Annotated in this window: 22 protein-coding genes; 13 read left to right on the forward strand and 9 right to left on the reverse strand. The window is 33.6% G+C overall.

Going from position 1 to position 24,516, the window contains the following annotated elements; all coding sequences use genetic code 11:
* On the forward strand, positions 1-510 hold the full coding sequence (locus tag AAEO58_RS12390; protein ID WP_341683710.1) for a CAP domain-containing protein: 510 nt from the start codon (positions 1-3) through the stop codon (positions 508-510).
* Between the two features lie 74 nt (positions 511-584).
* Here AAEO58_RS12390 and guaB read toward each other — a convergent pair whose 3' ends face one another.
* Entirely contained in the window at positions 585-2,057 is a 1,473-nt protein-coding gene (guaB, locus tag AAEO58_RS12395) for an IMP dehydrogenase (protein WP_341683711.1), read from the reverse strand.
* 114 nt (positions 2,058-2,171) lie between these two features.
* On the opposite strand from guaB, the gene AAEO58_RS12400 reads away from it, so the two are divergent.
* Positions 2,172-4,673 (forward strand): cation-translocating P-type ATPase, encoded by a 2,502-nt coding sequence (locus AAEO58_RS12400; protein WP_341683712.1) that lies wholly within the window; start codon positions 2,172-2,174, stop codon positions 4,671-4,673.
* On the opposite strand, the gene AAEO58_RS12405 is transcribed toward AAEO58_RS12400, so the two are convergent.
* Together AAEO58_RS12405 and AAEO58_RS12410 are read right to left on the reverse strand one after the other, a co-directional pair.
* On the reverse strand, positions 4,670-5,533 hold the full coding sequence (locus AAEO58_RS12405) for a hydroxymethylglutaryl-CoA lyase (protein WP_262317514.1): 864 nt from the start codon (positions 5,531-5,533) through the stop codon (positions 4,670-4,672). The genes AAEO58_RS12400 and AAEO58_RS12405 overlap by 4 nt on opposite strands.
* A 19-nt stretch (positions 5,534-5,552) precedes the next feature.
* Positions 5,553-6,572: a quinone-dependent dihydroorotate dehydrogenase gene (locus AAEO58_RS12410; RefSeq protein WP_341683714.1), complete on the reverse strand. Its 1,020-nt coding sequence runs from the start codon at positions 6,570-6,572 to the stop codon at positions 5,553-5,555.
* A 170-nt stretch (positions 6,573-6,742) separates the two neighbouring features.
* Here AAEO58_RS12410 and AAEO58_RS12415 point away from each other — a divergent pair, with 170 nt between their 5' ends.
* The 3 genes from AAEO58_RS12415 to AAEO58_RS12425 all read left to right on the forward strand — a co-directional run bounded on the left by AAEO58_RS12415 (position 6,743) and on the right by AAEO58_RS12425 (position 9,514).
* Positions 6,743-7,297, forward strand: coding sequence for a thioredoxin family protein (locus AAEO58_RS12415; protein WP_341683715.1), 555 nt, complete (start codon positions 6,743-6,745; stop codon positions 7,295-7,297).
* A gap of 261 nt (positions 7,298-7,558) precedes the next feature.
* The gene (locus AAEO58_RS12420; protein WP_341683716.1) at positions 7,559-9,124 is read left to right on the forward strand and encodes an FMN-binding glutamate synthase family protein; all 1,566 of its coding nucleotides are present in this window, start codon (positions 7,559-7,561) and stop codon (positions 9,122-9,124) included.
* Between the two features lie 6 nt (positions 9,125-9,130).
* Entirely contained in the window at positions 9,131-9,514 is a 384-nt protein-coding gene (locus AAEO58_RS12425; RefSeq protein WP_341683717.1) for a GreA/GreB family elongation factor, read from the forward strand.
* A gap of 33 nt (positions 9,515-9,547) precedes the next feature.
* On the opposite strand, the gene AAEO58_RS12430 is transcribed toward AAEO58_RS12425, so the two are convergent.
* The 3 genes from AAEO58_RS12430 to AAEO58_RS12440 form a co-directional block, all read right to left on the reverse strand.
* Positions 9,548-10,051, reverse strand: a complete 504-nt coding sequence (locus tag AAEO58_RS12430) for a hypothetical protein (protein WP_341683718.1) — start codon at positions 10,049-10,051, stop codon at positions 9,548-9,550.
* Positions 10,052-10,123: 72 nt separating this feature from the next.
* Entirely contained in the window at positions 10,124-10,426 is a 303-nt protein-coding gene (locus tag AAEO58_RS12435; RefSeq protein WP_341683720.1) for a cytochrome c, read from the reverse strand.
* Positions 10,427-10,511: 85 nt separating this feature from the next.
* Positions 10,512-11,444: a peptidylprolyl isomerase gene (locus AAEO58_RS12440; protein WP_341683721.1), complete on the reverse strand. Its 933-nt coding sequence runs from the start codon at positions 11,442-11,444 to the stop codon at positions 10,512-10,514.
* A 72-nt stretch (positions 11,445-11,516) separates the two neighbouring features.
* Between AAEO58_RS12440 and AAEO58_RS12445 the strand changes: the two genes are divergently transcribed.
* The 4 genes from AAEO58_RS12445 (at position 11,517) to AAEO58_RS12460 (ending at position 15,882) form a co-directional block, all read left to right on the forward strand.
* A complete protein-coding gene (locus AAEO58_RS12445) occupies positions 11,517-12,314 on the forward strand; it encodes a class I SAM-dependent methyltransferase (RefSeq protein ID WP_341683722.1) in 798 nt (265 codons plus the stop codon).
* A gap of 17 nt (positions 12,315-12,331) precedes the next feature.
* A complete protein-coding gene (gene trmD, locus AAEO58_RS12450) occupies positions 12,332-13,009 on the forward strand; it encodes a tRNA (guanosine(37)-N1)-methyltransferase TrmD (RefSeq protein ID WP_341683723.1) in 678 nt (225 codons plus the stop codon).
* 138 nt (positions 13,010-13,147) lie between these two features.
* Entirely contained in the window at positions 13,148-13,504 is a 357-nt protein-coding gene (gene rplS / locus AAEO58_RS12455) for a 50S ribosomal protein L19 (RefSeq protein WP_133606146.1), read from the forward strand.
* 155 nt (positions 13,505-13,659) lie between these two features.
* Positions 13,660-15,882: an NADP-dependent isocitrate dehydrogenase gene (locus AAEO58_RS12460; RefSeq protein ID WP_341683725.1), complete on the forward strand. Its 2,223-nt coding sequence runs from the start codon at positions 13,660-13,662 to the stop codon at positions 15,880-15,882.
* Between the two features lie 48 nt (positions 15,883-15,930).
* Here the strand turns inward: AAEO58_RS12460 and AAEO58_RS12465 are convergent, their stop codons facing one another.
* Positions 15,931-16,602, reverse strand: a complete 672-nt coding sequence (locus AAEO58_RS12465) for a hypothetical protein (RefSeq protein ID WP_341683726.1) — start codon at positions 16,600-16,602, stop codon at positions 15,931-15,933.
* Between the two features lie 124 nt (positions 16,603-16,726).
* Here AAEO58_RS12465 and AAEO58_RS12470 point away from each other — a divergent pair, with 124 nt between their 5' ends.
* From AAEO58_RS12470 to AAEO58_RS12480, 3 genes are all read left to right on the forward strand, one after another.
* On the forward strand, positions 16,727-19,096 hold the full coding sequence (locus AAEO58_RS12470) for a TonB-dependent receptor (protein WP_341683728.1): 2,370 nt from the start codon (positions 16,727-16,729) through the stop codon (positions 19,094-19,096).
* Positions 19,097-19,100: 4 nt separating this feature from the next.
* Positions 19,101-19,928, forward strand: coding sequence for a DUF4249 domain-containing protein (locus tag AAEO58_RS12475; protein ID WP_341683729.1), 828 nt, complete (start codon positions 19,101-19,103; stop codon positions 19,926-19,928).
* Between the two features lie 113 nt (positions 19,929-20,041).
* Positions 20,042-20,704, forward strand: coding sequence for a thiamine diphosphokinase (locus AAEO58_RS12480; RefSeq protein ID WP_133606134.1), 663 nt, complete (start codon positions 20,042-20,044; stop codon positions 20,702-20,704).
* Here the strand turns inward: AAEO58_RS12480 and AAEO58_RS12485 are convergent.
* On the reverse strand, positions 20,701-21,090 hold the full coding sequence (locus AAEO58_RS12485) for a hypothetical protein (protein WP_341683731.1): 390 nt from the start codon (positions 21,088-21,090) through the stop codon (positions 20,701-20,703). The genes AAEO58_RS12480 and AAEO58_RS12485 overlap by 4 nt on opposite strands.
* 81 nt (positions 21,091-21,171) lie before the next feature.
* Complete coding sequence (locus AAEO58_RS12490) at positions 21,172-22,347, reverse strand: M28 family peptidase (protein ID WP_341683733.1); 1,176 nt, start codon at positions 22,345-22,347, stop codon at positions 21,172-21,174.
* Between the two features lie 124 nt (positions 22,348-22,471).
* Here AAEO58_RS12490 and uvrB point away from each other — a divergent pair, with 124 nt between their 5' ends.
* Complete coding sequence (uvrB, locus tag AAEO58_RS12495) at positions 22,472-24,460, forward strand: excinuclease ABC subunit UvrB (protein WP_341683734.1); 1,989 nt, start codon at positions 22,472-22,474, stop codon at positions 24,458-24,460.
* The last annotated feature ends 56 nt before the right edge of the window (positions 24,461-24,516 follow it).

Raw genomic sequence — 24,516 nt, forward strand, 5'->3', positions numbered from 1 at the left:
ATGAAAACCCAAATCACCCTATTCCTACTTCTTTTTTCTGTATTGATTTTCAGTCAAAATCAAAACAAAATTGATGTAGAAAAACTGAAAACAAAAGTATATCAATTGGTAAACGAAGAACGTTCTAATAATGACACAAAATTACTTGGTTTGGATTTTTATTTGAAAAAAGCTGCAGATGATCATGTAAATTACATTGCAAAAAATCAAACTTTATCACACGAACAAACCGATGCTAAAAAACAAAGCCCGAAAGAACGTGTCTATTTCTATGGCGGAAATTCATTTGTTTTAGTAGGCGAAAATCTATTATTCACTGGAATTAAAGACCAAATCTATTCTGAAACCGATATAGACGCTTTGGCTTTAAAAATGTTCAATCTGTGGAAGAAATCACCCAATCATTTGAAAAATATCTTAGACCATCAATATTTATATACCGAAATCGGTTTTAGTATCGATTGGGAAAATAAGAAAATTTATGCGGTGCAAATGTTTGGCGCCAAATAAAAAAACCTGATAGCTTTCGACTATCAGGTTTCTATTTTACTGATTACTGTGAATGATCACTTAATACTAAAAAATTATCTCGAATAATTCGGAGCTTCTTTCGTAATCGTTACATTGTGTGGGTGACTTTCACCAATACCACTTGCTGTAATTCTAATGAAACGGCTGTTTTCTTGTAGTGTAGTGATATCTTTTGCACCACAATAACCCATTCCGGCTCTTAAACCACCTATGAATTGTTGCATGCTTTCATTTAATTCTCCTTTGTAAGGCACACGACCTACAATTCCTTCTGGAACTAATTTCTTCACATCATCTTCAACATCTTGGAAATAACGGTCTTTAGAACCTTCTTGCATCGCTTCCACAGAACCCATTCCACGGTACGACTTGAATTTTCTTCCTTCAAAAATAATCGTTTCACCTGGCGATTCTTTTGTTCCTGCTAAAAGTGAACCTAACATCACACAATCAGCTCCCGCAGCAATCGCTTTTGGAATATCTCCTGTATAACGAATTCCACCATCTGCTATAACTGGAACACCTGTTCCTTTTAACGCCGCAGCTACTTCTAAAACTGCTGAAAATTGAGGAAATCCAACACCTGCAACAACTCTCGTCGTACAAATAGAACCTGGTCCTATTCCTACTTTCACTGCATCAGCTCCGTTTTGTGCTAAATATAAAGCCGCTTCTGGAGTAGCAATGTTTCCAACTACTACATCTAAATCTGGGAATTTTGCTTTTACTGCTTTTAACACATCCACTACACCTTTTGTATGTCCGTGAGCGGTATCAATAATAACAGCATCAACACCAGCATTTACTAAAGCCGTTGCTCTATCTACTGCATCAGCTGTTACACCTAAAGCGGCAGCCACGCGTAAACGACCAAATCTATCTTTATTAGCAATTGGTTTTTGCGTTAATTTGGTAATATCTCTAAAGGTAATTAAACCTACTAATTTATTGTTGTTGTCAACTACTGGTAATTTTTCAATTTTATTTTCTTGAAGAATTCCTTCAGCCTCTTGCAAAGTAGTGCCTTGAGCTGCCGTTACTAAATTTTCGGAAGTCATTACTTCTAAAATGGAACGTGTATTTATTTTTTCGAAACGTAAATCTCTATTGGTAACAATTCCTTTTAAAATTCCGTTATCATCTACTACTGGAATTCCGCCAATACTAAATTCTTTCATCGCCATTTTTGCATCACCCACAGTTGCTGTTAAAGGTAACGTTACTGGGTCGATAATCATACCGCTTTCTGCACGTTTTACTTTCTTTACTTTCGCTGCTTGTTGCTCAATCGTCATGTTTTTGTGCAACACGCCAATTCCACCTTCTTGAGCCATAGCAATTGCCATAGAACTTTCGGTAACTGTATCCATTGCTGCGGAAACGATAGGAACATTCAAAGTAATATTTCTCGAAAACTTCGATTGAATACTAACTTCGCGTGGTAAAATTTCTGAATAATTTGGAATAAGCAAAACATCGTCGTAAGTAAGGCCTTCGCCAACGATTTTAGTTGTGTGTGCTTTCATGGTGCAATTTGTAGTTGTTGTTAAATTGCGTGCAAATATAGTAAAACTTAGACAAATAATCTATTTCTTTTAAGAATAAATTATGTAACTTGCATAAATAATAATCCATCTACAATGACCGATTCTAAAAAAACAAGTACAGGTTTAACCGATTTAGAAGTTTTAGAATCCGCAAAAATTCACGGAACTAACTCCGTAGAACATACTAAAAAAAACCACTTCTTAAATTCGTTATTAGACATTGTTAAGGAACCTATGTTTCTTTTATTGTTTACTGCAACAAGTATATATTTCATAACTGGAGATTATGGTGATGGTATTTTTATGGCTATTGCAATTGTATTTGTAATTGCAATTTCAGTTTTTCAAGAATCAAGAAGTCGGAATGCGATTGAAGCTTTGAAAAAATTATCGCAACCGAAATGTAAAGTCATTAGAAATAGTACAATAATCGAAATTCCCACAGAAGAAATTGTAATTGGAGACTGTGTTCAGCTGGAAGAAGGCGCTTTTATTCCTGCAGACGGAATTATTCTTTCATCCAACGATTTTTCAGTTAACGAATCTATTTTAACAGGTGAATCTTTATCGGTTTTTAAATCTAATGAATCCGAAAACAAGCAAGTTTTTCAAGGCACGATTGTAGCTTCAGGACTTGCAATTTGCGAAATAACTGCTATTGGAAAAAACACTCAACTAGGGAAAATTGGCTCTAGTTTGAATGCAATTGAAGACGAAAAAACGCCTTTGCAAATTCAGATCAACAATTTCGTTACTAAAATGTCGATTATTGGTTTGGTGATTTTCGGAATCGTTTGGGGCATTAATTATTACAATTCAAGAATTGTTTTAGATAGTTTATTAAAAGCGCTAACCTTAGCAATGAGCGTTATTCCAGAGGAAATTCCAGTTGCGTTTACTACATTTATGGCTTTAGGCGCTTGGCGTTTGATGAAAATGGGAATCATTACCAAACAAACCAAAACGGTTGAAACCTTAGGAAGCGCGACCGTAATTTGTACCGATAAAACCGGAACCATTACCGAAAATAAAATGAGTTTGGCCGAATTGTATCTTTTTGATTCTGATACGATTATTGATACAAAAGATAAATTAACAACAGAAGCCGAAGAAGTACTGAATTACGCCATGTGGTCAAGCGAACCTATTCCGTTTGATGCGATGGAAATTGCGATTCATGAAGCGTATTCCAATTTTGAAAGCGACGACGAAAGACCAAATTTTAAATTGGTTCACGAATATCCGTTAAGTGGAAAACCTCCAATGATGACTCACGTTTTCGAAAACGAATCAGGTAAAAAAATCATCGCTGCAAAAGGTGCACCAGAAGCTTTAATCGAAGTCAGTCATTTGAATGAAGCTGAAAAAAATCAGATTTTAACTGCGATGAAAGCCATGACGCAAAAAGGATTTCGAGTTTTAGGCGTGGGAGTTTCTGACTTTTCTGGAACCGATTATCCGGAAACTCAACAAGCATTAAAATTCAACTTTAAAGGATTAGTAGCGTTTTACGACCCGCCAAAACACAATATCCAAGCCGTTTTTGAAACATTTTACAAAGCAGGAATTCAAGTAAAAATCGTAACAGGAGACAATGCTGAAACTACTTCAACCATCGCAAAACAAGTCGGATTTAAAAATGCAAATAAAGTCTTGAATGGCGACGAATTAATGGCAATGGATGAAGCGACTTTGAAAGAAAAAGTAATGGAAACCTCTATTTTCACACGAATGTTTCCTGAAGCCAAACTTAAAATTATTCAAGCGTTAAAAGCTAACAACCAGATTGTAGCGATGACAGGTGATGGCGTAAATGACGGACCTGCATTGAAATCGGCACACATAGGCATTGCTATGGGTAAAAAAGGAACCGAAATTGCCAAACAAGCCGCCAATTTAATTCTCGTAGACGATAATTTCGAAAAAATGACGGATGCTATCGCTATGGGAAGAAAAATCTACATCAACCTCAAAAAAGCAATTCAATACATTATTTCGATTCACATTCCAATTATCTTAATTGTATTTATTCCGTTGGCATTGGGTTGGATCTATCCGAATATTTTTACGCCAGTTCATATTATTTTCTTGGAGATTATTATGGGCCCAACATGTTCTATCATTTACGAAAATGAACCCATGGAAGACAATCTGATGCTGCAAAAACCAAGACCGCTAACCACGACTTTTTTCAACTTAAAAGAAGTATTGATTAGCATCATTCAAGGCTTAGTAATTACGTTAGGATTGTTATTTATGTATCAATATGCTATTGGAGAAAGCATGTCAGAAAACGGAACTAGAACTTTGATTTTCTTAACATTAATCACTTCTAATATCGTATTAACATTAGCGAATCGTTCGTTTTATTATTCGATTTTTAAAACAATTCAGTACAAAAATAATTTGGTGGGATTAATCATTGGAATCACCATTTTACTAACAGGATTACTATTGTTTATTCCTGCTTTTTCAAAGTTCTTCTTGTTTGAAATGGTAAGTGTAACCCAAATAGGAATTTGTGTTTTAGTGGGAAGTATTTCTGTACTTTGGGTAGAAATTTATAAAGTTTTTAAGCGAAGAAAATCAGCTTAATGAAACTCGCCAAATAGTTTAGTTGCTTCGTTATAAGCACTTTCAAAACTCATTGGACTGGTATTCGTATTTTCTCTTTTGGTAGTGAAATACGACAATAATTTTTCTGTAGGCATGTTTCCTGTTAAATCGTCTTTTGCCATTGGACAGCCACCAAAACCTTGAATGGCACCATCATAACGACGGCAACCTGCATTGTAAGCTGCATCAATTTTTTCAAACCATTTGTCTGGTGTAGTGTGTAAATGTGCTCCAAATTCAATGTTGGGATATTTCGGAATCAAATTAGAAAACAAATAATCAATAACTTCTGGAGTCGAACTTCCAACGGTATCAGAAAGCGATAGAATTTTCACACCCATATTCGCTAATTTTTCAGTCCACTCGCCTACTATTTCCACGTTCCAAGCATCTCCATACGGATTTCCAAAGCCCATTGAAATGTAGGTAACCACTTCTTTATTCGATTTATCAGCGATTTCTAAAATCTCTTGTAATGTCACCAAACTTTCCGCAATGGTTTTATGCGTATTTCGCATTTGAAAGTTTTCCGAAATCGAAAATGGAAATCCTAAATATTGAATTTCTTTATGGATTGAAGCATTCTGAGCGCCTTGTGTATTGGCGATAATGGCTAATAATTTGCTATTCGTTGCCGATAAATCCAATTGAGCCAAAACCTCAACTGTATCTTGCATTTGCGGAATCGCTTTTGGCGAAACAAAACTTCCAAAATCAATAGTATCAAAGCCTACACGCAATAACGATTGGATGTATTTTACCTTTTTTTCAGTAGGAATAAAAGGTTTAATGCCTTGCATGGCATCGCGTGGACATTCGATAATTTTGATTTCGTTCATAGCTTCAAAGATAGAAATTTTAGCTGTTTTCCAAAATCTTTTTGTTGATTGCTTTCACTAAAGCTGGACCTTCGTAAATAAATCCTGTATATAGCTGAACTAAACTAGCACCAGCATTTAATTTTTCCATCGCATCTTCAGCTGTGTGAATTCCTCCTACTCCAATGATTGGAAACGATTTATTACTTTTTTCCGAAAGAAAACGAATCACTTCTGTTGAACGTTTCGTTAATGGTTTTCCAGACAAACCGCCCATTTCTGATTTGTTTTCTGATTGTAAACCTTCGCGAGAAATCGTAGTATTTGTAGCAATTACACCGGCAATTTTGGTTTCGTTTACGATATCAATGATGTCTAAAAGTTGTTCATCAGTTAAATCGGGAGCGATTTTTAGTAAAATTGGTTTTTGTTTTGGTTTTGCGTTGTTTTGATTTTGAAGCGTTTGTAATAACTCAGTCAAAGGCTTTTTATCTTGTAATTCGCGAAGATTTGGTGTGTTTGGTGAACTCACATTCACCACAAAATAATCTACATACGGAAACAAAGCTTCAAAACAGATTTCGTAATCCTTAACCGCTTCTTCGTTTGGCGTAACTTTATTTTTTCCAATGTTTCCACCGATTAAAACGCCTTTATTTTGTTTCAAACGTTCTACTGCTTCTTTAACGCCACCATTATTGAAACCCATTCGGTTGATAATGGCATTGTCTTCTTTTAAGCGAAACAAACGTTTTTTAGGATTTCCTTCTTGTCCAACAGGAGTCAATGTTCCAATTTCAATAAATCCGAAACCAAAATTCGATAATTCTTGATATAACTTCGCATCTTTATCAAAACCTGCTGCTAATCCTACTGGATTTTTGAATTTAATTCCGAAAACTTCTCGCTCTAAACGAGCATCTTTTACTTCGTAAAGCGATTGAAATAAGCCTGAAAAACCTGGAATTTTATTCAGAAAACGAATTAATGAAAAAGTAAAATAATGCACTTTTTCTGGATCGAAACAGAAAAGTAACGGACGAATGAAGATTTTGTACATAGTTGTTGTGTTGTGATGCAAAAGTAAGAAAATGGAATCCTAAAAAAAAGTATTGACGCATTTTGTAACAATAAAAGATTTGGTGCGTATAATTAACGAAGTAAAAAGTGAAAAGTAAAAAGTAGAAAGATTAAAACTTCCAAATTCTAACCTCTAATTCTAATTTCAAAATGGCTCAAACTCCTTCTAACATGTTACCATTAGGCACAATTGCTCCAGATTTTCATTTGAGAGACACCAATTCAAATGAATATAAAACTTTTGCTGATTGTAAAGGAGAAAAAGGAACGGTCGTAATGTTCATTTGCAATCACTGTCCGTTTGTGCATCATGTGATTGAAGAAGTACTAAAAGTGGTGAATGATTATCGTGTGCAGGGAATTGGTTTTGTTGCGATTTCTAGTAATGATGTGGTAAAATATCCGCAAGATGCACCAGAATTAATGACCGAATTTGCATTTGAAAACGGATTTGAATTTCCATATTTATTCGACGAAACACAAGAAGTTGCCAAAGCCTACGATGCGGCTTGTACACCTGATTTTTATCTTTTCGACAATCAGAATAAATTGGTTTATAGAGGACAGTTAGACGACAGCCGACCAGCGAATGGTATTCCGTTAAGTGGCTCTGATTTACGTAGTGCAATTGATGGTGTGGTTATGAATCGATTAATTAATTCGGAACAGAAACCGAGTATTGGGTGCAATATTAAATGGAAGTAATTTTTTTATCTGATTAGTTTACTTAACTTTGTACTCAAATTAAACCCTTTCATTTTGAAATACCTAGTTTCAAATACACTTTTAATTTCAAATACTATTACAAAAGTAGTAGCATTTACCCACAGCAAGGCCTTCATCAATTAGGCCTCCGTCTTTCTATACATATTCTTCAGGCGGAGGATTTTCTTTTACAAAACTACATTCAATAACATTTCAGAAATAACTTCTGGAATAATTTTTTTTATCTAAAAACTAAAAAACATGTCACAAAAAAAACTTTTTGGGAAGCTAAACGCACGCCATATTATTTGGTTAATTACACTTTCTTTTTTTACAGGAACTCTTTTCTTGGTTTTTTATTATAAAGTACATTCCATTTTTTTAAGTGCTCCATTAATAGCTTTGCTTCTCGTATTAATCGATAGTACACAAACAAAACATTCTGTTCGAAAAAATTACCCATTGGTAGGACGTTTACGCTACTTATTTGAATCGATTCGTCCTGAATTTCGTCAATACTTTTTTGAAGGCGAATTAGATGGAAAACCTTTTAACAGAAGACAACGTTCTATCGTATATCAAAGAGCAAAAAACGAAAAACAAACCATTTCCTTTGGAATGCAAGATGACCCTAATCGTATTGGTTATGAATGGGCTGCACATTCGGTTTATCCTAAAAAAGCAGATGAGAAAAAGTTTAGAACACTAATTGGTGGCTTAAATTGTTTACAACCTTACAATGCTAGTATTTATAATATTAGCGCTATGAGTTATGGCGCCTTGAGTAAAACTGCCATTACTTCATTAAACGAAGGAGCTAAACTTGGGAATTTTGCGCATAATACAGGCGAAGGTGGAATTAGTGATTACCATTTGATGGGAGGCGATTTGATTTGGCAAATTGGAACAGGCTATTTTGGTTGTAGAGATGAAAAAGGAAACTTTTCTAGTGAATTATTTGCAGAAAAAGCGAATTACGAACAAGTAAAGATGATTGAATTAAAATTATCGCAAGGAGCAAAACCAGGACATGGTGGATTACTTCCAGCAGAAAAAAATACACCTGAAATAGCAAAAATTAGAAGTATAAAACCTTTTACAACGGTACATTCGCCATCTGGTCATACCGCCTTTTCAAATGCTACCGAATTGCTATATTTTATTGGACAATTGAAAGAACTTTCCAACTTTAAACCAGTAGGTTTCAAAATTTGTATTGGTCGAAAAGATGAATTTATAGATATCGTAAAAGCTATGTTACATACTAAAATTTATCCTGATTTTATTACCATTGACGGTGCTGAAGGAGGAACAGGTGCGGCACCTCTTGAATTTATTGACTATATGGGAATGGCGCTTTCAGATGCAATTGTATTTGTGAACCAAACTCTAAAAGAATATGGTTTGCGTGACGAAATTAAAATTTTAGCCTCTGGAAAAATTATTTCTGCTTTTGATATTGCAAAAACGTTGGCTTTAGGTGCTGACGCTTGTTATAGTGCCCGAGGAATGATGTTTGCTCTTGGATGCATTCAAGCTTTACAATGCGATAGCGGAAAATGTCCGGTGGGAATTGCAACGCAAGATAAATCGTTATACAAAGGATTAGATGTTACTGATAAAAGGGTTCGAGTCGCTAATTTTCACAAAAATACATTAAAAGCTTTTGGTGAATTTATTGGTGCTTGTGGATTTGAAAATCCGAAAGAAATAACGCCCGATTTCTTGTATAAAAGAGTGGAACACAATTCCAATCAAAATTTCACTGAGATTTACTATAAAGATTCTATAAAGTACAACCGAGAAGAATTCATGAATTTAAATTAAAATAATATGAAACCAATACCAACATTTACATCAAGCGATCATAAACTGCTAAAAAAGATTACCAAAACGAATCTTTCGGCAACTAGCGCAAGAGAAATAAAATTACTAATGGAAGAATTAGATAGAGGCAATATTATAGAAGATAATGCTATCGAAAATGATATTATTCGAATTAATTCTGAGGTAATCATTGAAGACATGAGCACTCAAAAACAAATGAAATTTCAAATTGTTTTGCCTTCTCAGGCGAATATAAAAGAAAGTAAATATTCCGTTTTAGTTCCGCTTAGTGTGGCGATTATTGGGTTTAAAGTAAACGATCAAGTAGATTGGGAATTGCCTGCTGGTAACAAAACACTAAAAGTTATTGCTGTTAACAACGGTAATTAATTTAGTAAACACCTTTTTTGAGGTGTTTTTTTTTTATTTTCTCTCCAAAATCACTTCAATCGGATTATTGCTTCTAGGTCCGAAAGTTCTGGCTTGGCGTTCGTTTTCACTCGAACATAATATGTACATATTAAAAGCTTGTAATTGCACTAATTGTTCTTTGTATTTTCCTTTTGTATCTTGAATTTTAATAAAGAATTCTTCCGCAGGAAATGTATTCGTTACTGAAAGTAAATACGTATCACCAGCGTAAGGAAAAAACCATTTCTCAGCTTCGTTTGGTTTACTTATTAAATGATTTCGAGTAAAAACTAAAGCTTGGTTACCGTATTTCCAACTGTATTTGTTATTCTCGTTGATGACTTCTTCTCCTTTTTCGTTGACCAACGTAATTTTTAAATCGGGAATATTATCAGATTTTCCTTCTTCATGGGCTTTTACTACTAAATACGACGTAAAATCAAAGCCACAATGCGGCACTTGTCCGAAAGAGAACAAAGAGAAAAGAAGAAAGAAAAAAGATATTTTGGTTTTCATAGATTATAATTGGTGGTAAAAATACAAAAATGATACCAAAAAAATATCCGCCAATTGACGGATTACTTTTTATTATTTTGTTAGATAAGCGTAAATTATTTCTCTTTCTTCATCTGAAATTTTAGCTTTTTTCTGCATACTTAACATAATTGGCTTCCATTGTTCTGCATTAAAATCTTTAGGACTATATAAATCGTGACATTTAGCACAATTATTTACAAAAAGAGCTCTACCTTCGGCTAATTCAGCTGTTAGTGGTGCTTCAATAACAATAGGAGCATCTTCAACTTTTGGTGCTTCTGGTTGAATAACTTTTGACGAACAAGAATAAATAAATGTTCCTAAAAGAACTATTGTAATAATTTTAATTTTCATATTTCAAGATTTGTTTGATGGGTAAATATAAAAAAAAATCCCAAAAACAATGTTTTTGAGATTTTATATTGATTATGAATACTAATTACTTCACATCCATTAATTCTACATCAAATACTAAAGTTGCATCTGGTGGAATTACTCCTCCTGCACCTCTAGAACCGTATCCTAAGTAAGAAGGAATCACAAAACGTGCTTTGTCTCCCACTTTTAATAAAGCAATACCTTCGTCCCATCCTTCAATAACTTGTCCAACTCCTAATTGGAAATCAATTGGTTGTTTTCTTTTGTATGAAGAATCAAATACTTGTCCGTTTTCTAATGCTCCTTGGTAGTGAACTGATACTTTTTTACCCTTTTCAGCTTGTGCACCATTCCCTTTTTGGATGATTTGGTAACGTAAACCACTTTCAGTCTTTTGAAAACCAGCGGCTAATTTTTCCAAAGCTTCCTCTGCCATTTTTTTTTGCTCAGCAATTCTTTTCTCTCTTGAACCTTCAAATGTTCTGAAAGCTTCCACTGCATTCCATTTTTGAGCCTCTTCTCCTACTCTAATAATTTCAATACTTTCTAAAGCATCGTCACCTGCAACAGCATCAACAACATCTTGTCCTTCAATTACGTGACCAAAAACAGTGTGTTTTCCATCTAACCAATTTGTTGGAACGTGTGTAATAAAAAATTGAGAACCATTAGTTCCAGGTCCAGCATTTGCCATAGACAAAACGCCTGGCTTGTCGTGTTTTAAACTTGGGTGAAACTCATCGTCGAAGTTGTAACCAGGACCACCTGTTCCTTGCCCTTGAGGACAACCACCTTGTATCATAAAATCAGGAATTACACGATGAAATTTTAATCCATCATAATAAGGTTTTCCCATTGGACGAGCCGAATTTTCTAATTGACCTTCTGCTAATCCTACGAAGTTACCTACCGTTCCTGGTGTTAAATCGTGCGTTAATTTTACTAAAATAGCACCTTTTGCCGTGTTAAATTTAGCGTATATTCCGTTTTCCATTGTTTTGATTTTTAATTTGAAAGTGCAAAATTACAAAATAAATAGTAGATTTGATATACTTATTTGAATACTATGGAAGCAAAAGATTACATCAACATAAACAAAGAAACTTGGAACAACAAAGTTGATGTTCACATTGACTCTGATTTTTACGATATGGAAGGTTTTCTGAAAGGAAAATCAACATTAAACAGTATCGAATTAGATTTACTTGGCGATGTAAAAGGAAAAAAAGTATTGCACTTGCAATGTCATTTTGGTCAAGATACCATGACTTTTTCGAGAATGGGCGCTAAAGCTACAGGTGTTGATTTATCAGACAAAGCCATTGAAAGAGCAAGAGAAATCAATGAAAAATTAAATTTAGATACCACTTTCGTTTGCTGTGATATTTATGATGCTCCAAACCATTTAGACGAAAAATTTGATATTGTTTTTACCAGTTATGGTACTATTGGTTGGTTTCCAGATTTGGGCAAATGGGCAAAAATAGTTTCACATTTCTTAAAACCAGATGGTAAATTTGTTTTTGCCGAATTTCATCCTGTGGTTTGGATGTTTGATAACGATTTCAAGGAAGTTTTTTATAATTATTTCAATGTAGAACCTATTTTAGAGGAAGAATCTGGAACATATGCGGATAAAGAAGCTTCTCTCAATACAACTACTATCACTTGGAACCATCCTATTTCAGAAGTTTTAAATGCATTGATTTCAAACGGATTAGAAATTAATTCTTTCAACGAATTTGATTATTCGCCTTACAATTGCTTCAATCAAACCGAAGAATTTCAGCCGAATAAATTCCGAATCAAGCACTTGGAAAACAAAATTCCAATGGTGTATTCACTTTCGGCAACTAAAAAATAATCTACTATCTTTGCAGCATGCGAATTGATATTATTACCGTTTTACCCGAATTAATGCGAAGTCCTTTTGAGGCTTCGATAATGAAACGCGCCATTCAAAAAGGATTGGTCGAAGTCCATTTTCACAACTTAAGAGACTACACTACCAATAAACAAAGAAGTGTGGACGATTATCAGTTTGGTGGCGGAGCTGGAATGGTTATGTCAGTTCAGCCAATTGACGATTGTATTTCGAAACTAAAAAGCGAAAGAACATACGACGAAATCATATACATGACACCTGATGGGGAAACCTTGAACCAAAAAATGGCAAATTCGATTTCGATGTATGAAAATATATTGATTTTATGCGGTCATTACAAAGGTGTAGACCAACGTGTTCGTGATATGCATATTACACGCGAAATTTCGATTGGCGATTACGTATTAAGTGGTGGCGAAATTGGAGCAATCGTATTTTGCGATGCGATTATTCGATTAATTCCTGGAGTTTTAAGTGATGAAACTTCGGCTTTAACAGATAGTTTTCAAGATAATCTATTATCACCACCAATATACACGCGTCCAGCCGAATACAAAGGATTGAAAGTTCCTGAAGTCTTATTGAGTGGGAATTTCGCCAAAATTGAAAAATGGCGTGAAGACATGGCGTATGAACATACCAAAAACAGAAGACCTGATTTATTAGAAGAGTAAAATTGATGTTTTGGATAAAATTATCAATTATTAATTGTTAATTATTTAATTTATTTTCTTAATTTTGCACCCACTTTGAACCAACCTCTGACGATAACCGTGTATGTTGCTTTGAATCAAACATTTATAATTACGATTATGTCAAATTTAGTTGATTTCGTTAATAGCGAATTTGTAACAAAAAAAGATTTCCCTGTATTCGGAGCTGGTGATACTATCACTGTGTACTACGAAATTAAAGAGGGTGAAAAAACTAGAACTCAGTTCTTCAAAGGAGTTGTAATCCAAAGAAGAGGTGCTGGAGCAACTGAAACTTTTACAATCCGTAAAATGTCTGGAGCTGTTGGTGTAGAGCGTATCTTCCCAGTAAACATGCCAGCTTTACAAAAAGTTGAAGTGAACCAAAGAGGTAAAGTTCGTAGAGCTCGTATCTACTACTTTAGAGATCTTACTGGTAAAAAAGCAAAAATCAAAGAAAGAAGATACAAAAACTAATTTGTACTTTCTCAAGTATAAAAAGCCGCAACATTGTTGTGGCTTTTTTTATTGAATTTTATGCAAGATTTAAGCCTTTATCCTAAATTATTTCTTTCAAATTTCCTATATTTGGCAGATTTTACAAATTATATTCAAACAAACACATAACATTCATGTCCAATCAATCTAAAATAATGTATACCATTACGGATGAGGCGCCAATGTTGGCTACACATTCGTTTTTACCTATTGTAAAAGCCTTTACAAAAACTGCAAACATTGCTATAGAAACCAGAGATATCTCTTTAGCAGGCAGAATTTTATCAAACTTTCCGGAGTTTTTAAAAGAAGATCAAAAAATTGGTGATGCACTTACCGAATTAGGACAACTAGCAAATACTCCAGAAGCTAACATTATCAAATTACCAAATATTTCTGCTTCAGTTCTTCAATTAAAAGAAGCGATTGCCGAATTACAATCGCAAGGATTTAATATTCCTAATTTCCCTGAAGAGCCTCAAAATGATGCTGAAAAAGAAATTAAAGCAAAATATAGTAAAGTATTAGGTTCGGCTGTAAATCCAGTATTACGTGAAGGAAACTCTGACAGAAGAGCGCCAAAAGCGGTTAAAAACTATGCTAAAGCAAATCCTCACAAAATGGGAACTTGGGCTTCAGATAGTAAAACCGAAGTAGCTCACATGAATTCAGGTGATTTCTACGGAACCGAAAATTCAACAACTATTGAAAAAGACGGGAAATTCAGAATCGTCTTCAATGCAGAAAATGGAACAACTTCTGTTTTAAAAGATTTCTCTAATTTAAAAGCAGGTGAAGTTATTGATAGTTCAGTGATGAACTTAAATGCTTTAAAACAATTCGCTAAAACAACTATTGCTGATGCTAAAGCGAAAAACGTAATGCTTTCTGCGCATTTAAAAGCAACGATGATGAAGGTTTCTGATCCAATTATCTTTGGAGCTATCGTTGAAACTTTCTTTGCTGATGTTTACACTAAGTATACTGACTTATTCAATTCATTAGATATCAATCCAAATAACGGATTACAAGATTTATATAATAAAATTGCTGGAATTCCTCAAGAAGCTGAAATCAAACAAGCTATTGCTGATGCTTTAGCTAATGGCCCACGTGTGGCTATGGTAAATTCAGAAAAAGGAATTACTAACTTTCACGTTTCTTCTGACGTAATTGTAGATGCTTCTATGGCTGCTTTAGCTCGTAGTGGTGGAAAAATGTGGAATACAGAAGGTAAAGAAGAAGATACCATCGCTATTATTCCAGACCGTTCTTATGCTGGTTTCTATTCCGCTTGTATTGATGAAATGAAACAAAATGGTGCTTTAGACCCAAAAACAATTGGTTCTGTTCCAAACGTTGGATTAATGGCTCAAAAAGCAGAAGAATATGGTTCTCATGATAAAACATTCCAATTAAAAGAAAACGGAATTGTAAACGTGGAAGATGAAAATGGAAACGTTTTACTATCTCAAAAAGTAGAAGCTGGTGACATTTTTAGAATGTGTCAAGTGAAAGATGCTCCAATTCAGGATTGGGTAAAATTAGCAGTTAACAGAGCACGCTTATCTGATACTCCAGCTATTTTTTGGTTAGACAAAGACAGAGCACACGATAGAGAAATCATCAAAAAAGTTGAGAAATATTTAAAAGATTACGATACAACGGGCTTAGACATTCGCATTTTGGATGTAAAAGATGCTATGAAAGAAACGTTGAGAATCATCCGTCAAGGAAAAGATGTGATTTCAGTTTCTGGAAACGTATTACGTGATTACTTAACTGACTTATTCCCAATTTTAGAATTAGGAACTTCGGCAAAAATGTTATCAATCGTTCCATTAATGAATGGTGGTGGATTGTTTGAAACAGGTGCAGGTGGATCAGCTCCAAAACACGTTGAGCAATTTATCGAAGAAGGTTATTTACGTTGGGATTCATTAGGTGAATTCTTAGCATTACAAGCTTCTTTAGAACATTTAGCACAAACACAAAACAATGCAAAAGCGCAAGTTTTAGCAGACACTTTAGATGAAGCAAACGCAAAATTCTTAGCAGAAGACAAATCTCCGGCAAGAAAAGTGGGTGGAATTGACAACAGAGGTTCACATTTCTACTTAGCTTTTTACTGGGCACAAGCTTTAGCAAACCAAACTAAAGATGCTGAATTGAAAGCAACTTTTACTCCAATTGCTGAAGCAATGACTACTAACGAAGCGAAAATCGATGCTGAATTAATTGCTGCTCAAGGTAAAGAACAAAAAATTGGTGGTTATTATCATCCAAGTTTTGAGTTAACTGAAAAAGCAATGCGTCCGAGTGAAACTTTGAATACGATTTTAGCAAAATTGAGTTAAGACTCAAACATTATACAACAAAAAAGCGACCTGATTGGGTCGCTTTTTTTATTTTGTTTTCTTATTTTCTTCTTTAATAACTACAATCGAAGCTTTAATTCCAGTTGTTAAATTCCATTCATTTGAAGTAATTAGGTTTCCTGCATCATCAAAAACACTAAATGCAGCAGTATTTGGACCTGAAGAACCTTGGTTTAAAGCAACAAAGTCTAATTTATTAAAACCTTCCGAAATATCAATATAATATTCTTTTGGAGCTGCTTCAAGCAATATTTCATAAACTAAAGTTTTATCGTTTACTAATAGCCGAACTCTGTCACCATCTGGGTATTCATGATCACGACAAACTACCTTAACATACTTAGTCATTACACGAAATTCTCCTAAAAATTGATTAGAGCGATATTCAGGTTTGATTTCTTTATCTTGATTATTTAATTTTCTTTTAATTTCATCACCTGGATTCTTAAATTCACTTTTCTGAACCATTACACTTTCTTCTCCCTTTTTCTGATTCAAAATCGAATACTTTTTCAAATAATCATCATTTTTATCAAAAATACTTTTATAAGGTAACGATTTGGTATTAGAAGGAGTTTCAACTTTTGCAGGTTCGTCCCAATTTAACTTTAATTTAGAGGCTTTAAATGGAGAATCTTTTTGCGCTGAAACCAGCACAAATTGAAGGATAAAAAGTAACGTAAAGATTTTAGTCTTCATTGAGATAACATTGAATTTTGTAAAATTAAAACAATAATTGATTTTTGATTACAAATTAACATTTGTTTTAAACTATTGCATATTTTTTTCGTGAAATTTGTAGTACAAAATCTATACCGAAATCATGCTACAACAAAAACTTTATTTGTTTTTATTCTTTTTTTCACTTTTGGGATTCGGACAAGAAAAGGTAACCCTAAGTGGAATCGTTTCTGATGCTAACAACAATGAAACTTTAATTGGTGTTTCGGTATATGTTTCTGATTTAAATATCGGAACATATACAAATGAATACGGCTTCTATTCTATTACTTTACCAAAAGGAAATTATACGCTTCAAATTAGCTATATTGGCTTTGAAACCTTTTCTGAAAAATTAGAAATCGATCAAAACGTAAAGAAAAACTTTAGCTTAAAAGAAAGCAAACAAGAACTTAAAGAAGTTGTCATTACAGAAAACGCTTATAAGACCAATATCAAAAAACCAGAAATGAGTGTTAATAAACTAGCAATTAGCACCATTAAGCAGATGCCAGTTTTAATGGGCGAAGTTGATATTATTAAATCGCTTTTGTTTTTGCCAGGTGTTACTAATGCTGGGGAAGGTCAATCAGGCTTTAATGTACGTGGTGGTGGTGCGGATCAAAATTTAGTTCTTTTAGATGAAGCTACGCTTTATAATACTTCTCACGTTTTTGGATTATTTTCAGTTTTTAATGCAGATGCGATTAAAGATTTGAAATTGTATAAAGGTGGAATTCCGTCTCGTTTTGGAGGAAGAGCCGCTTCGGTTTTGGATGTTTATCAAAAAGACGGAAATAGTAATAAATTCAGTATGAATGGTGGAATTGGCTTGATTTCGAGTCGTTTATTGGCTGAAGGTCCAATTGTAAAAGACAAAGGTTCTTTTCTTATTGCAGGAAGAGGTTCATATGCTCACTTATTCTTAAAATTAACTGATAATAAAAACTCGGCTTACTTTTATGATTTAAACACCAAGCTGAATTACAAACTCAACGAAAACAACAACTTATATTTATCTGGTTATTTTGGTCGTGATATTTTCAACTTAAATGAATCGTTTCGAAATATTTATGGAAACTCAACACTTAACATGCGTTGGAATCACTTATTCTCAGATAAACTATTTTCCAATTTATCGTTAATTTATAGTAACTATTTTTATGGATTAGAGTTGGATTTCATTGGATTCAATTGGGAATCAACCATTCAAAACTATAATTTAAAATACGATTTTAAATACTATGCATCCGATAAAGTAAAATTTAATTTTGGAGTCAATGTGACGAAATTCGATATTAATCCCGGAACCATTGAACCTTTAGATGAAAATTCATCAATCAACTTCAGACAATTGGATAAAAAATACGCTTTTGAAAACGCATTATATGCCGAAGTTGAGCAAAATTTAACCGATAAACTTTCCGTCATGTACGGAATTCGTTTTAGTTCATTTTATCGAGTTGGAGCTTCTACTATCAACTATTACGACAACAATCAGCCGGTTTTGTATGATGAAGAATTGAAAATTTATGAAAAAGCAACTCCAACTAGCACCAAATATTTTGGTTCGAATGAAAAAATAGCTGATTATTCTAATTTTGAGCCTCGACTTACGGTTTCCTATGAAATTGATAAAGATCAATCTGTAAAAGCGGGATATAATAGAATGGTGCAATACATGCAATTGATTTCAAATACGCAATCACCCACACCATTAGACGTTTGGACACCAAGTGATAATTACATTAAACCACAAATTGCAGATCAAATTGCTGTAGGTTATTTTAAAAACTTTAAAGATGGCGATTACACTTTAGAATTAGAAACGTATTACAAAAAAGTTCAAAATAGAATCGACTACATTGATGGTGCCGATTTAATTGCCAATGAAGCAATTGAACAAGTAATTTTAAATGGTAGAATGCGTTCGTATGGTTTAGAAATGATGCTTAGAAAAAATGAAGGACGCTTAAACGGATGGATTTCTTACACGTTATCACGTTCAGAACAAAAAACTCCTGGAAGAACACCTACAGAAATAGGAATTAACAATGGCGATTGGTATCGTTCTGCGTATGACAAAACACATAATTTAGCAGTTACCGGAAGTTATAAATTAAATAAAAAATGGAGTTTTGGAGCTAATTTCACACTTCAATCAGGACAACCTGTAACTTATCCTACAGGAAAATATGTTTTTCAAGGTGTAACGGTTCCTAGTTATAATTCAAGAAACGAAGACCGATTACCGGCTTATCACCGAATGGATGTTTCAGCAACTTTAACTCCTAAAAAATATGAAAATAAAAAATTCAAAGGCGAATGGGTTTTTGGAATTTACAACATATACAGCCGCTATAACGCTGCTTCAATAACTTTTAGACAAAATGCTGAAACTGGAGCAAATGAAGCGGTCAAGCTTTCTATTTTCGGAATTGTGCCTTCAGTTTCTTATAATTTTAAATTTTAAAACCATGAAAAAGATTCTTTTATATAGCGTTTTATTTTTCACAACAATTTTATCAATAAGTTGTGAAGAAGTTGTAGATATTGATTTGAACAATTCAGAACCTAAATTGGTTATTGATGCCATAATTAAATGGCAAAAAGGAACCTCAGGCGAAAATCAAACTATAAAATTAAGTTTGACGAATGATTTTTACACTAATGATATTCTTCCTGCAAATGGTGCTACTGTTACTGTTACAAATAGTTCTAACGTGGTATTCAACTTTGTTGAAGTACCAACTACAGGAGATTATGTTTGCAACAATTTTCAGCCAGTAATTGGAGAAATATATCGATTAGAAATTCTTTATGAAGGAGCTGTTTATACTGCTTCTAGTGCTTTATTTGCAACTCCAGATATTATAAATGTTACTCAAGAAACCGTTCCTGGATTTGGTGGTGAAGATGAAATTCAAATCAAATATTTTTACCAAGACAATGGAGCTGAAGAAAATTATTATTTACTAGGCGTCAAAAATCCAAACAAACAAATACCTGAATTTGGTGTGGTTAGCGATGAATTTTTCCAAGGAAACGTAATGTTTGGATTTTACGGAAGTAGCGAAACTCAACCCGGAATAACATTAGATTTAAGCGTTCAAGGCATTTCTAAAAGCTATCATAATTACATGAATAAATTGATTACCATTGCGGGAAGTGGTTCTGGAAATCCATTTGCAACTCCACCTGCAACCATTAGAGGAAATATTACAAATACAACAAACAACAATAATTATCCGTTAGGTTATTTTCATTTATCTGAAATTGATACTGTTAATTACTTAGTGCAATAAATTTAAAATACAAAATCAAGTTCAATTACAAAATCAATTTTGAATTTTGCACTTGAACTTGATTTTGTAATTGATTTTTTTTAACAATATCTTTACTACTTTAAATCTAAAAAATGTCTTCACATCACATTGTTCGCGACGACCAAGAACCTGCTTTAATTATTGCTAACGGAGCTTCCTGTAGTGAAGAATTATTAGGTCAGTTATTAGAATGGTCGCCACTGGTGATTGTTTTAGACTCGGCAATTGAACGTGTTTTAGAACTAGGAATCAAAGTTGACGTATTATTAGGCGATTTTGACAGAGGTTTTAATCCAGAATATTATTTAGAAAAACAATATCCGTTAGAAATTGTTCATACGCCAAATCAAGATAAAACCGATTTAGAAAAAGCCTTTGATTATCTTATTGAAAAAGGACATAAAGCGGTAAATGTTATTTGGGCAACCGGAAAACGCGCCGATCATACCATAACAAACATTACAAGCATCGTTAAATTTAGAAACCAACTAAAAATTGTATTGTTAGATGATCATTCTAAGATTTTTTTATTGCCAAACACTTTTGAAAAATGGTATACTAAAAACACGCCAATATCATTAATTCCAATTGGAGAAGTAACGGGAATTCATTCTACTAATCTTTTTTATCCTTTAGAAAATCATTCGCTAACAATTGGATATAAAACCGGAAGCAGCAATCATGTTACCGAGGACGGAATTGTTTCCATTTCTCACGAAAAAGGCGATTTATTGTTAATGGAATGTTGGGATTAATCATTTTTTTGCATTCCGACACTTAAATCCCAAGAGGATATCAGATTAAAAAAAACTAGCACCTTTTTATTTTTACTATCAAATCTTGCTGTTGCTCCAGATAAATCAATTTCATTCTTTTCGTTACTTAAATCTGGAAAAAAACGAATCTTTTTATTTTCTTTTTGCCATTTCCCTTTACCTCTAAAAAATTCATCAACACTATTACATTGATTCAAATTACGATGAATTTCAATAGTGTAAGAATTGTCATTATTCAAAGTCAAACTAAATTCGAATAATTCTCCGTTCTTAGCAATCTTCTTTTTAGAGTATTGACCAACATATTCTTGGGAAAAACCAACAATTGTAAAGAAGAAAAATGTAAAAAAATAAAATATTTTCATAGTGTAAAAGTTTACACTTTTGAAAGCAATTAATATGCCAAATTTTAGTAAAAAAACAGTTAATCTTATTAAATATTGGGATTAATCGATAATTATCTTCTTATTTATTTCCGCATTTTCTGAAGTAACGTTCACCAAATACATTCCTTTTGATAAATTAGGAAGATTGATTCTTTCAATAATGTTAGGATTTTCAAAAGTTGAAGTAAAAACTACTTTCCCATTAATATCAACAATCTTAATCGCGCTTTTTTGATTCGTTAATTTTCCAAAATTGATATTTAAAATCTCTTTTGTAGGATTTGGGAAAAAACTCATCTGCAAGTCATTGTCAAATGTATTTGTTCCTAAAGTGGTAGATGCAATTGCAAAATGAAGTACAGCTCCTGTTGCCGCTTTTGCCACATTAAAATTATAAACTGGATCCATATTAACCAATAAATCCGTTGGAGAATGTGGATGAGTTGATTCGTTGGTCTCAAAAAAACCAGTTATTATCTCATTATTTTCTTCAAAAGGCATATAATCTGATGCATAAGCATACGATAAAACACCATTTAGCGGCGAATATAATTCAACACAATTAATCAATTCATTTGTAATCGTATTCGATGCAGCATTATTTGAACTTGGATTACCGGTGTCACGTTCGCAAGTAATCGAATTATTTGTCATTCCTGCAATTCCACCTACTTCATCAATATTGAAAACCAATTTTATATTCATTTTTGGAGATGTGCCATTTACAATCGTATTTACATAATGCTGACTTCCTAGCAAACCATCTTCTTCACCACTAAAATTGATGAATTTTATAGAATATTCGGTGGGAACATTTTGTAATAAACGTGCAACTTCAAGAATCGTAGCAATTCCACTTCCATTATCATTTGTTCCTGTTCCTGAAACTGAATCATAATGTCCACAAACAATAACATAGGTATTTGGATAAACCGTACCTACTTTTGTTAAAATTAAATTCTTACAAGTAAAGCCTGAATTTGTAAACGTATCTTCTTGTAATTGACCCGCCGCATAACCATAACTTAAGTATTTATTTCGCAACCAATTATATGTATTTTCTAAGGCGGGAGTTCCTCTTCTTTTAACGCCAAAAGCTTCAAATTCAGTTAAATAATTCGTAATATTCGTTTGGGAAGTTTGATTCACAATATTTTGATATTGCTGAATAAACGTTTGAGAAAATGATAAATTAGCAACAAGTACTAATAAAAGTAGTGCGTTTTTTGTTTTCATGTAGTTAAGTTTTGTTTAGAGCTTTGGGGAAACTCTTCGAACAAATATATAATTTATTCTGTAATGAAAAAATCTTAGCTTAACTTTGTAACTTTACACCTATTAAACTCTTTAGCTTTAGTTAATGAAATTCCAAGTCGTATCCGAATATAAACCTACTGGTGACCAACCACAAGCCATTGAAAAACTTTCAAAAGGTATTTTAAATGGTGAAAAGTACCAAACATTATTAGGTGTAACCGGTTCTGGAAAAACATTTACGGTGGCTAATGTGGTGCAAGAAGTACAGCGTCCAACTTTAGTATTAGCACATAACAAAACCTTAGCGGCACAGTTGTATTCCGAATTCAAGCAGTTCTTTCCCAATAATTCGGTGCAGTATTTTGTTTCGTATTATGACTATTACCAACCCGAAGCCTTTATTCCAGTTACCGGAACGTACATTGAAAAAGATTTATCCATTAACGAAGAATTAGAAAAACTACGTTTAAGTACAACTTCCGCGCTACTTTCAGGACGTAGAGACATTATTGTGATTTCTTCTGTTTCTTGTTTGTACGGAATTGGAAATCCGGTTGAGTTTCAAAAAAACGTAATCAATTTAGAAGCAGGTCAACAAATTTCTCGTACCAAGTTACTACATCAATTAGTCCAAAGTTTATATTCAAGAACCGAAGCTGATTTTGCCGCTGGAAATTTCAGAATCAAAGGCGATATTGTGGAAATATTTCCAAGTTATGGCGATGAACCGTTCCGAATTCACTTTTTTGGAGACGAAATCGAAGAAATTGAAGCCTATGATCCAAAAACATCGCAAGTCATTGAAAAGTATGAAAAACTAACCATTTATCCTGCGAACATGTTTGTGACTTCGCCAGATGTGTTGCAAAATGCGATTTGGGCTATCCAACAAGATTTGGTAAAACAAGTCGATTATTTTAAAGAAATAGGTAAACATTTAGAAGCAAAACGACTAGAAGAACGTACCAATTTCGATTTAGAAATGATTCGCGAATTAGGCTACTGTTCTGGAATCGAAAACTATTCTCGTTATTTAGACGGAAGAGAACCCGGAACCAGACCCTTCTGTTTATTAGATTATTTTCCAGATGATTTCTTAATGGTTGTGGATGAAAGTCACGTTACGATTTCGCAAGTACACGCTATGTACGGTGGCGATAGAAGTCGTAAAGAAAACTTAGTAGAATACGGTTTCAGATTACCAGCTGCCATGGACAATCGCCCACTAAAATTTGAAGAATTTGAAGCCTTACAAAATCAGGTCATTTATGTTTCGGCAACACCTGCTGATTATGAATTACAGAAAACAGAAGGCGTTTATGTGGAACAAGTCATTCGTCCGACAGGATTATTAGACCCAATTATTGAAATTCGTCCAAGTGCGAATCAAATTGATGATTTAATTGAAGAAATTCAATTGCGTTGCGAAGCTGATGAGCGTGTTTTGGTCACTACTTTAACCAAACGTATGGCGGAAGAATTAGCCAAATATTTAACCAAAGTTTCGATTCGTTGTCGTTACATTCACTCGGATGTAGATACTTTGGAACGTGTGGAAATCATGCAAGATTTACGTAAAGGGATTTTTGATGTTTTAATTGGAGTCAACTTATTACGTGAAGGTTTAGATTTACCCGAAGTTTCGCTAGTTGCGATTTTAGATGCTGATAAAGAAGGTTTTTTGAGAAGTCATCGTTCGTTAACGCAAACTGTGGGGCGTGCTGCGCGTAACGTAAATGGAAAAGCCATTATGTATGCGGATAAAATTACGAATTCGATGCAAAAAACGATTGACGAAACCAATTACAGAAGACAAAAACAAATCGATTACAATACCAAACACGGATTAGCGCCGAAAGCTTTGAATAAGAGTTTAGGAAGCGCTTTAGGAAACAATTCTGTATCGACACAATATTATGAAAATCAAGCTTTAAAAGCCGCTGAGCCAGAAAGTTTGTATTTATCAAAACCAGAAATAGAAAAGAAAATCAGAGACATGCGTAAAATGATGGAAAAAGCCGCTAAAGAATTAGATTTTATGCAAGCTGCCAAATTACGTGACGATATAAAAGCATTACAAGAAAAGTTGTAATTTTTTCTCTAAAAATTTGTCAAGCTGAACTCGTTTCAGCTTCTCAGTTAATAAAT

Origin of the sequence: Flavobacterium helocola, assembly GCF_038289885.1 — a bacterium.
GTDB lineage: Bacteria > Bacteroidota > Bacteroidia > Flavobacteriales > Flavobacteriaceae > Flavobacterium > Flavobacterium cheniae.

Bases quoted from the DNA above. Each gene is read 5' to 3' on its own strand.
- AAEO58_RS12390 (WP_341683710.1), top strand. From the start codon at position 1: ATGAAAACCCAAATCACCCTATTCCTACTTCTTTTTTCTGTATTGATT.
- guaB (WP_341683711.1), bottom strand. From the start codon at position 2,057: ATGAAAGCACACACAACTAAAATCGTTGGCGAAGGCCTTACTTACGAC.
- AAEO58_RS12400 (WP_341683712.1), top strand. From the start codon at position 2,172: ATGACCGATTCTAAAAAAACAAGTACAGGTTTAACCGATTTAGAAGTT.
- AAEO58_RS12405 (WP_262317514.1), bottom strand. From the start codon at position 5,533: ATGAACGAAATCAAAATTATCGAATGTCCACGCGATGCCATGCAAGGC.
- AAEO58_RS12410 (WP_341683714.1), bottom strand. From the start codon at position 6,572: ATGTACAAAATCTTCATTCGTCCGTTACTTTTCTGTTTCGATCCAGAA.
- AAEO58_RS12415 (WP_341683715.1), top strand. From the start codon at position 6,743: ATGGCTCAAACTCCTTCTAACATGTTACCATTAGGCACAATTGCTCCA.
- AAEO58_RS12420 (WP_341683716.1), top strand. From the start codon at position 7,559: ATGTCACAAAAAAAACTTTTTGGGAAGCTAAACGCACGCCATATTATT.
- AAEO58_RS12425 (WP_341683717.1), top strand. From the start codon at position 9,131: ATGAAACCAATACCAACATTTACATCAAGCGATCATAAACTGCTAAAA.
- AAEO58_RS12430 (WP_341683718.1), bottom strand. From the start codon at position 10,051: ATGAAAACCAAAATATCTTTTTTCTTTCTTCTTTTCTCTTTGTTCTCT.
- AAEO58_RS12435 (WP_341683720.1), bottom strand. From the start codon at position 10,426: ATGAAAATTAAAATTATTACAATAGTTCTTTTAGGAACATTTATTTAT.
- AAEO58_RS12440 (WP_341683721.1), bottom strand. From the start codon at position 11,444: ATGGAAAACGGAATATACGCTAAATTTAACACGGCAAAAGGTGCTATT.
- AAEO58_RS12445 (WP_341683722.1), top strand. From the start codon at position 11,517: ATGGAAGCAAAAGATTACATCAACATAAACAAAGAAACTTGGAACAAC.
- trmD (WP_341683723.1), top strand. From the start codon at position 12,332: ATGCGAATTGATATTATTACCGTTTTACCCGAATTAATGCGAAGTCCT.
- rplS (WP_133606146.1), top strand. From the start codon at position 13,148: ATGTCAAATTTAGTTGATTTCGTTAATAGCGAATTTGTAACAAAAAAA.
- AAEO58_RS12460 (WP_341683725.1), top strand. From the start codon at position 13,660: ATGTCCAATCAATCTAAAATAATGTATACCATTACGGATGAGGCGCCA.
- AAEO58_RS12465 (WP_341683726.1), bottom strand. From the start codon at position 16,602: ATGAAGACTAAAATCTTTACGTTACTTTTTATCCTTCAATTTGTGCTG.
- AAEO58_RS12470 (WP_341683728.1), top strand. From the start codon at position 16,727: ATGCTACAACAAAAACTTTATTTGTTTTTATTCTTTTTTTCACTTTTG.
- AAEO58_RS12475 (WP_341683729.1), top strand. From the start codon at position 19,101: ATGAAAAAGATTCTTTTATATAGCGTTTTATTTTTCACAACAATTTTA.
- AAEO58_RS12480 (WP_133606134.1), top strand. From the start codon at position 20,042: ATGTCTTCACATCACATTGTTCGCGACGACCAAGAACCTGCTTTAATT.
- AAEO58_RS12485 (WP_341683731.1), bottom strand. From the start codon at position 21,090: ATGAAAATATTTTATTTTTTTACATTTTTCTTCTTTACAATTGTTGGT.
- AAEO58_RS12490 (WP_341683733.1), bottom strand. From the start codon at position 22,347: ATGAAAACAAAAAACGCACTACTTTTATTAGTACTTGTTGCTAATTTA.
- uvrB (WP_341683734.1), top strand. From the start codon at position 22,472: ATGAAATTCCAAGTCGTATCCGAATATAAACCTACTGGTGACCAACCA.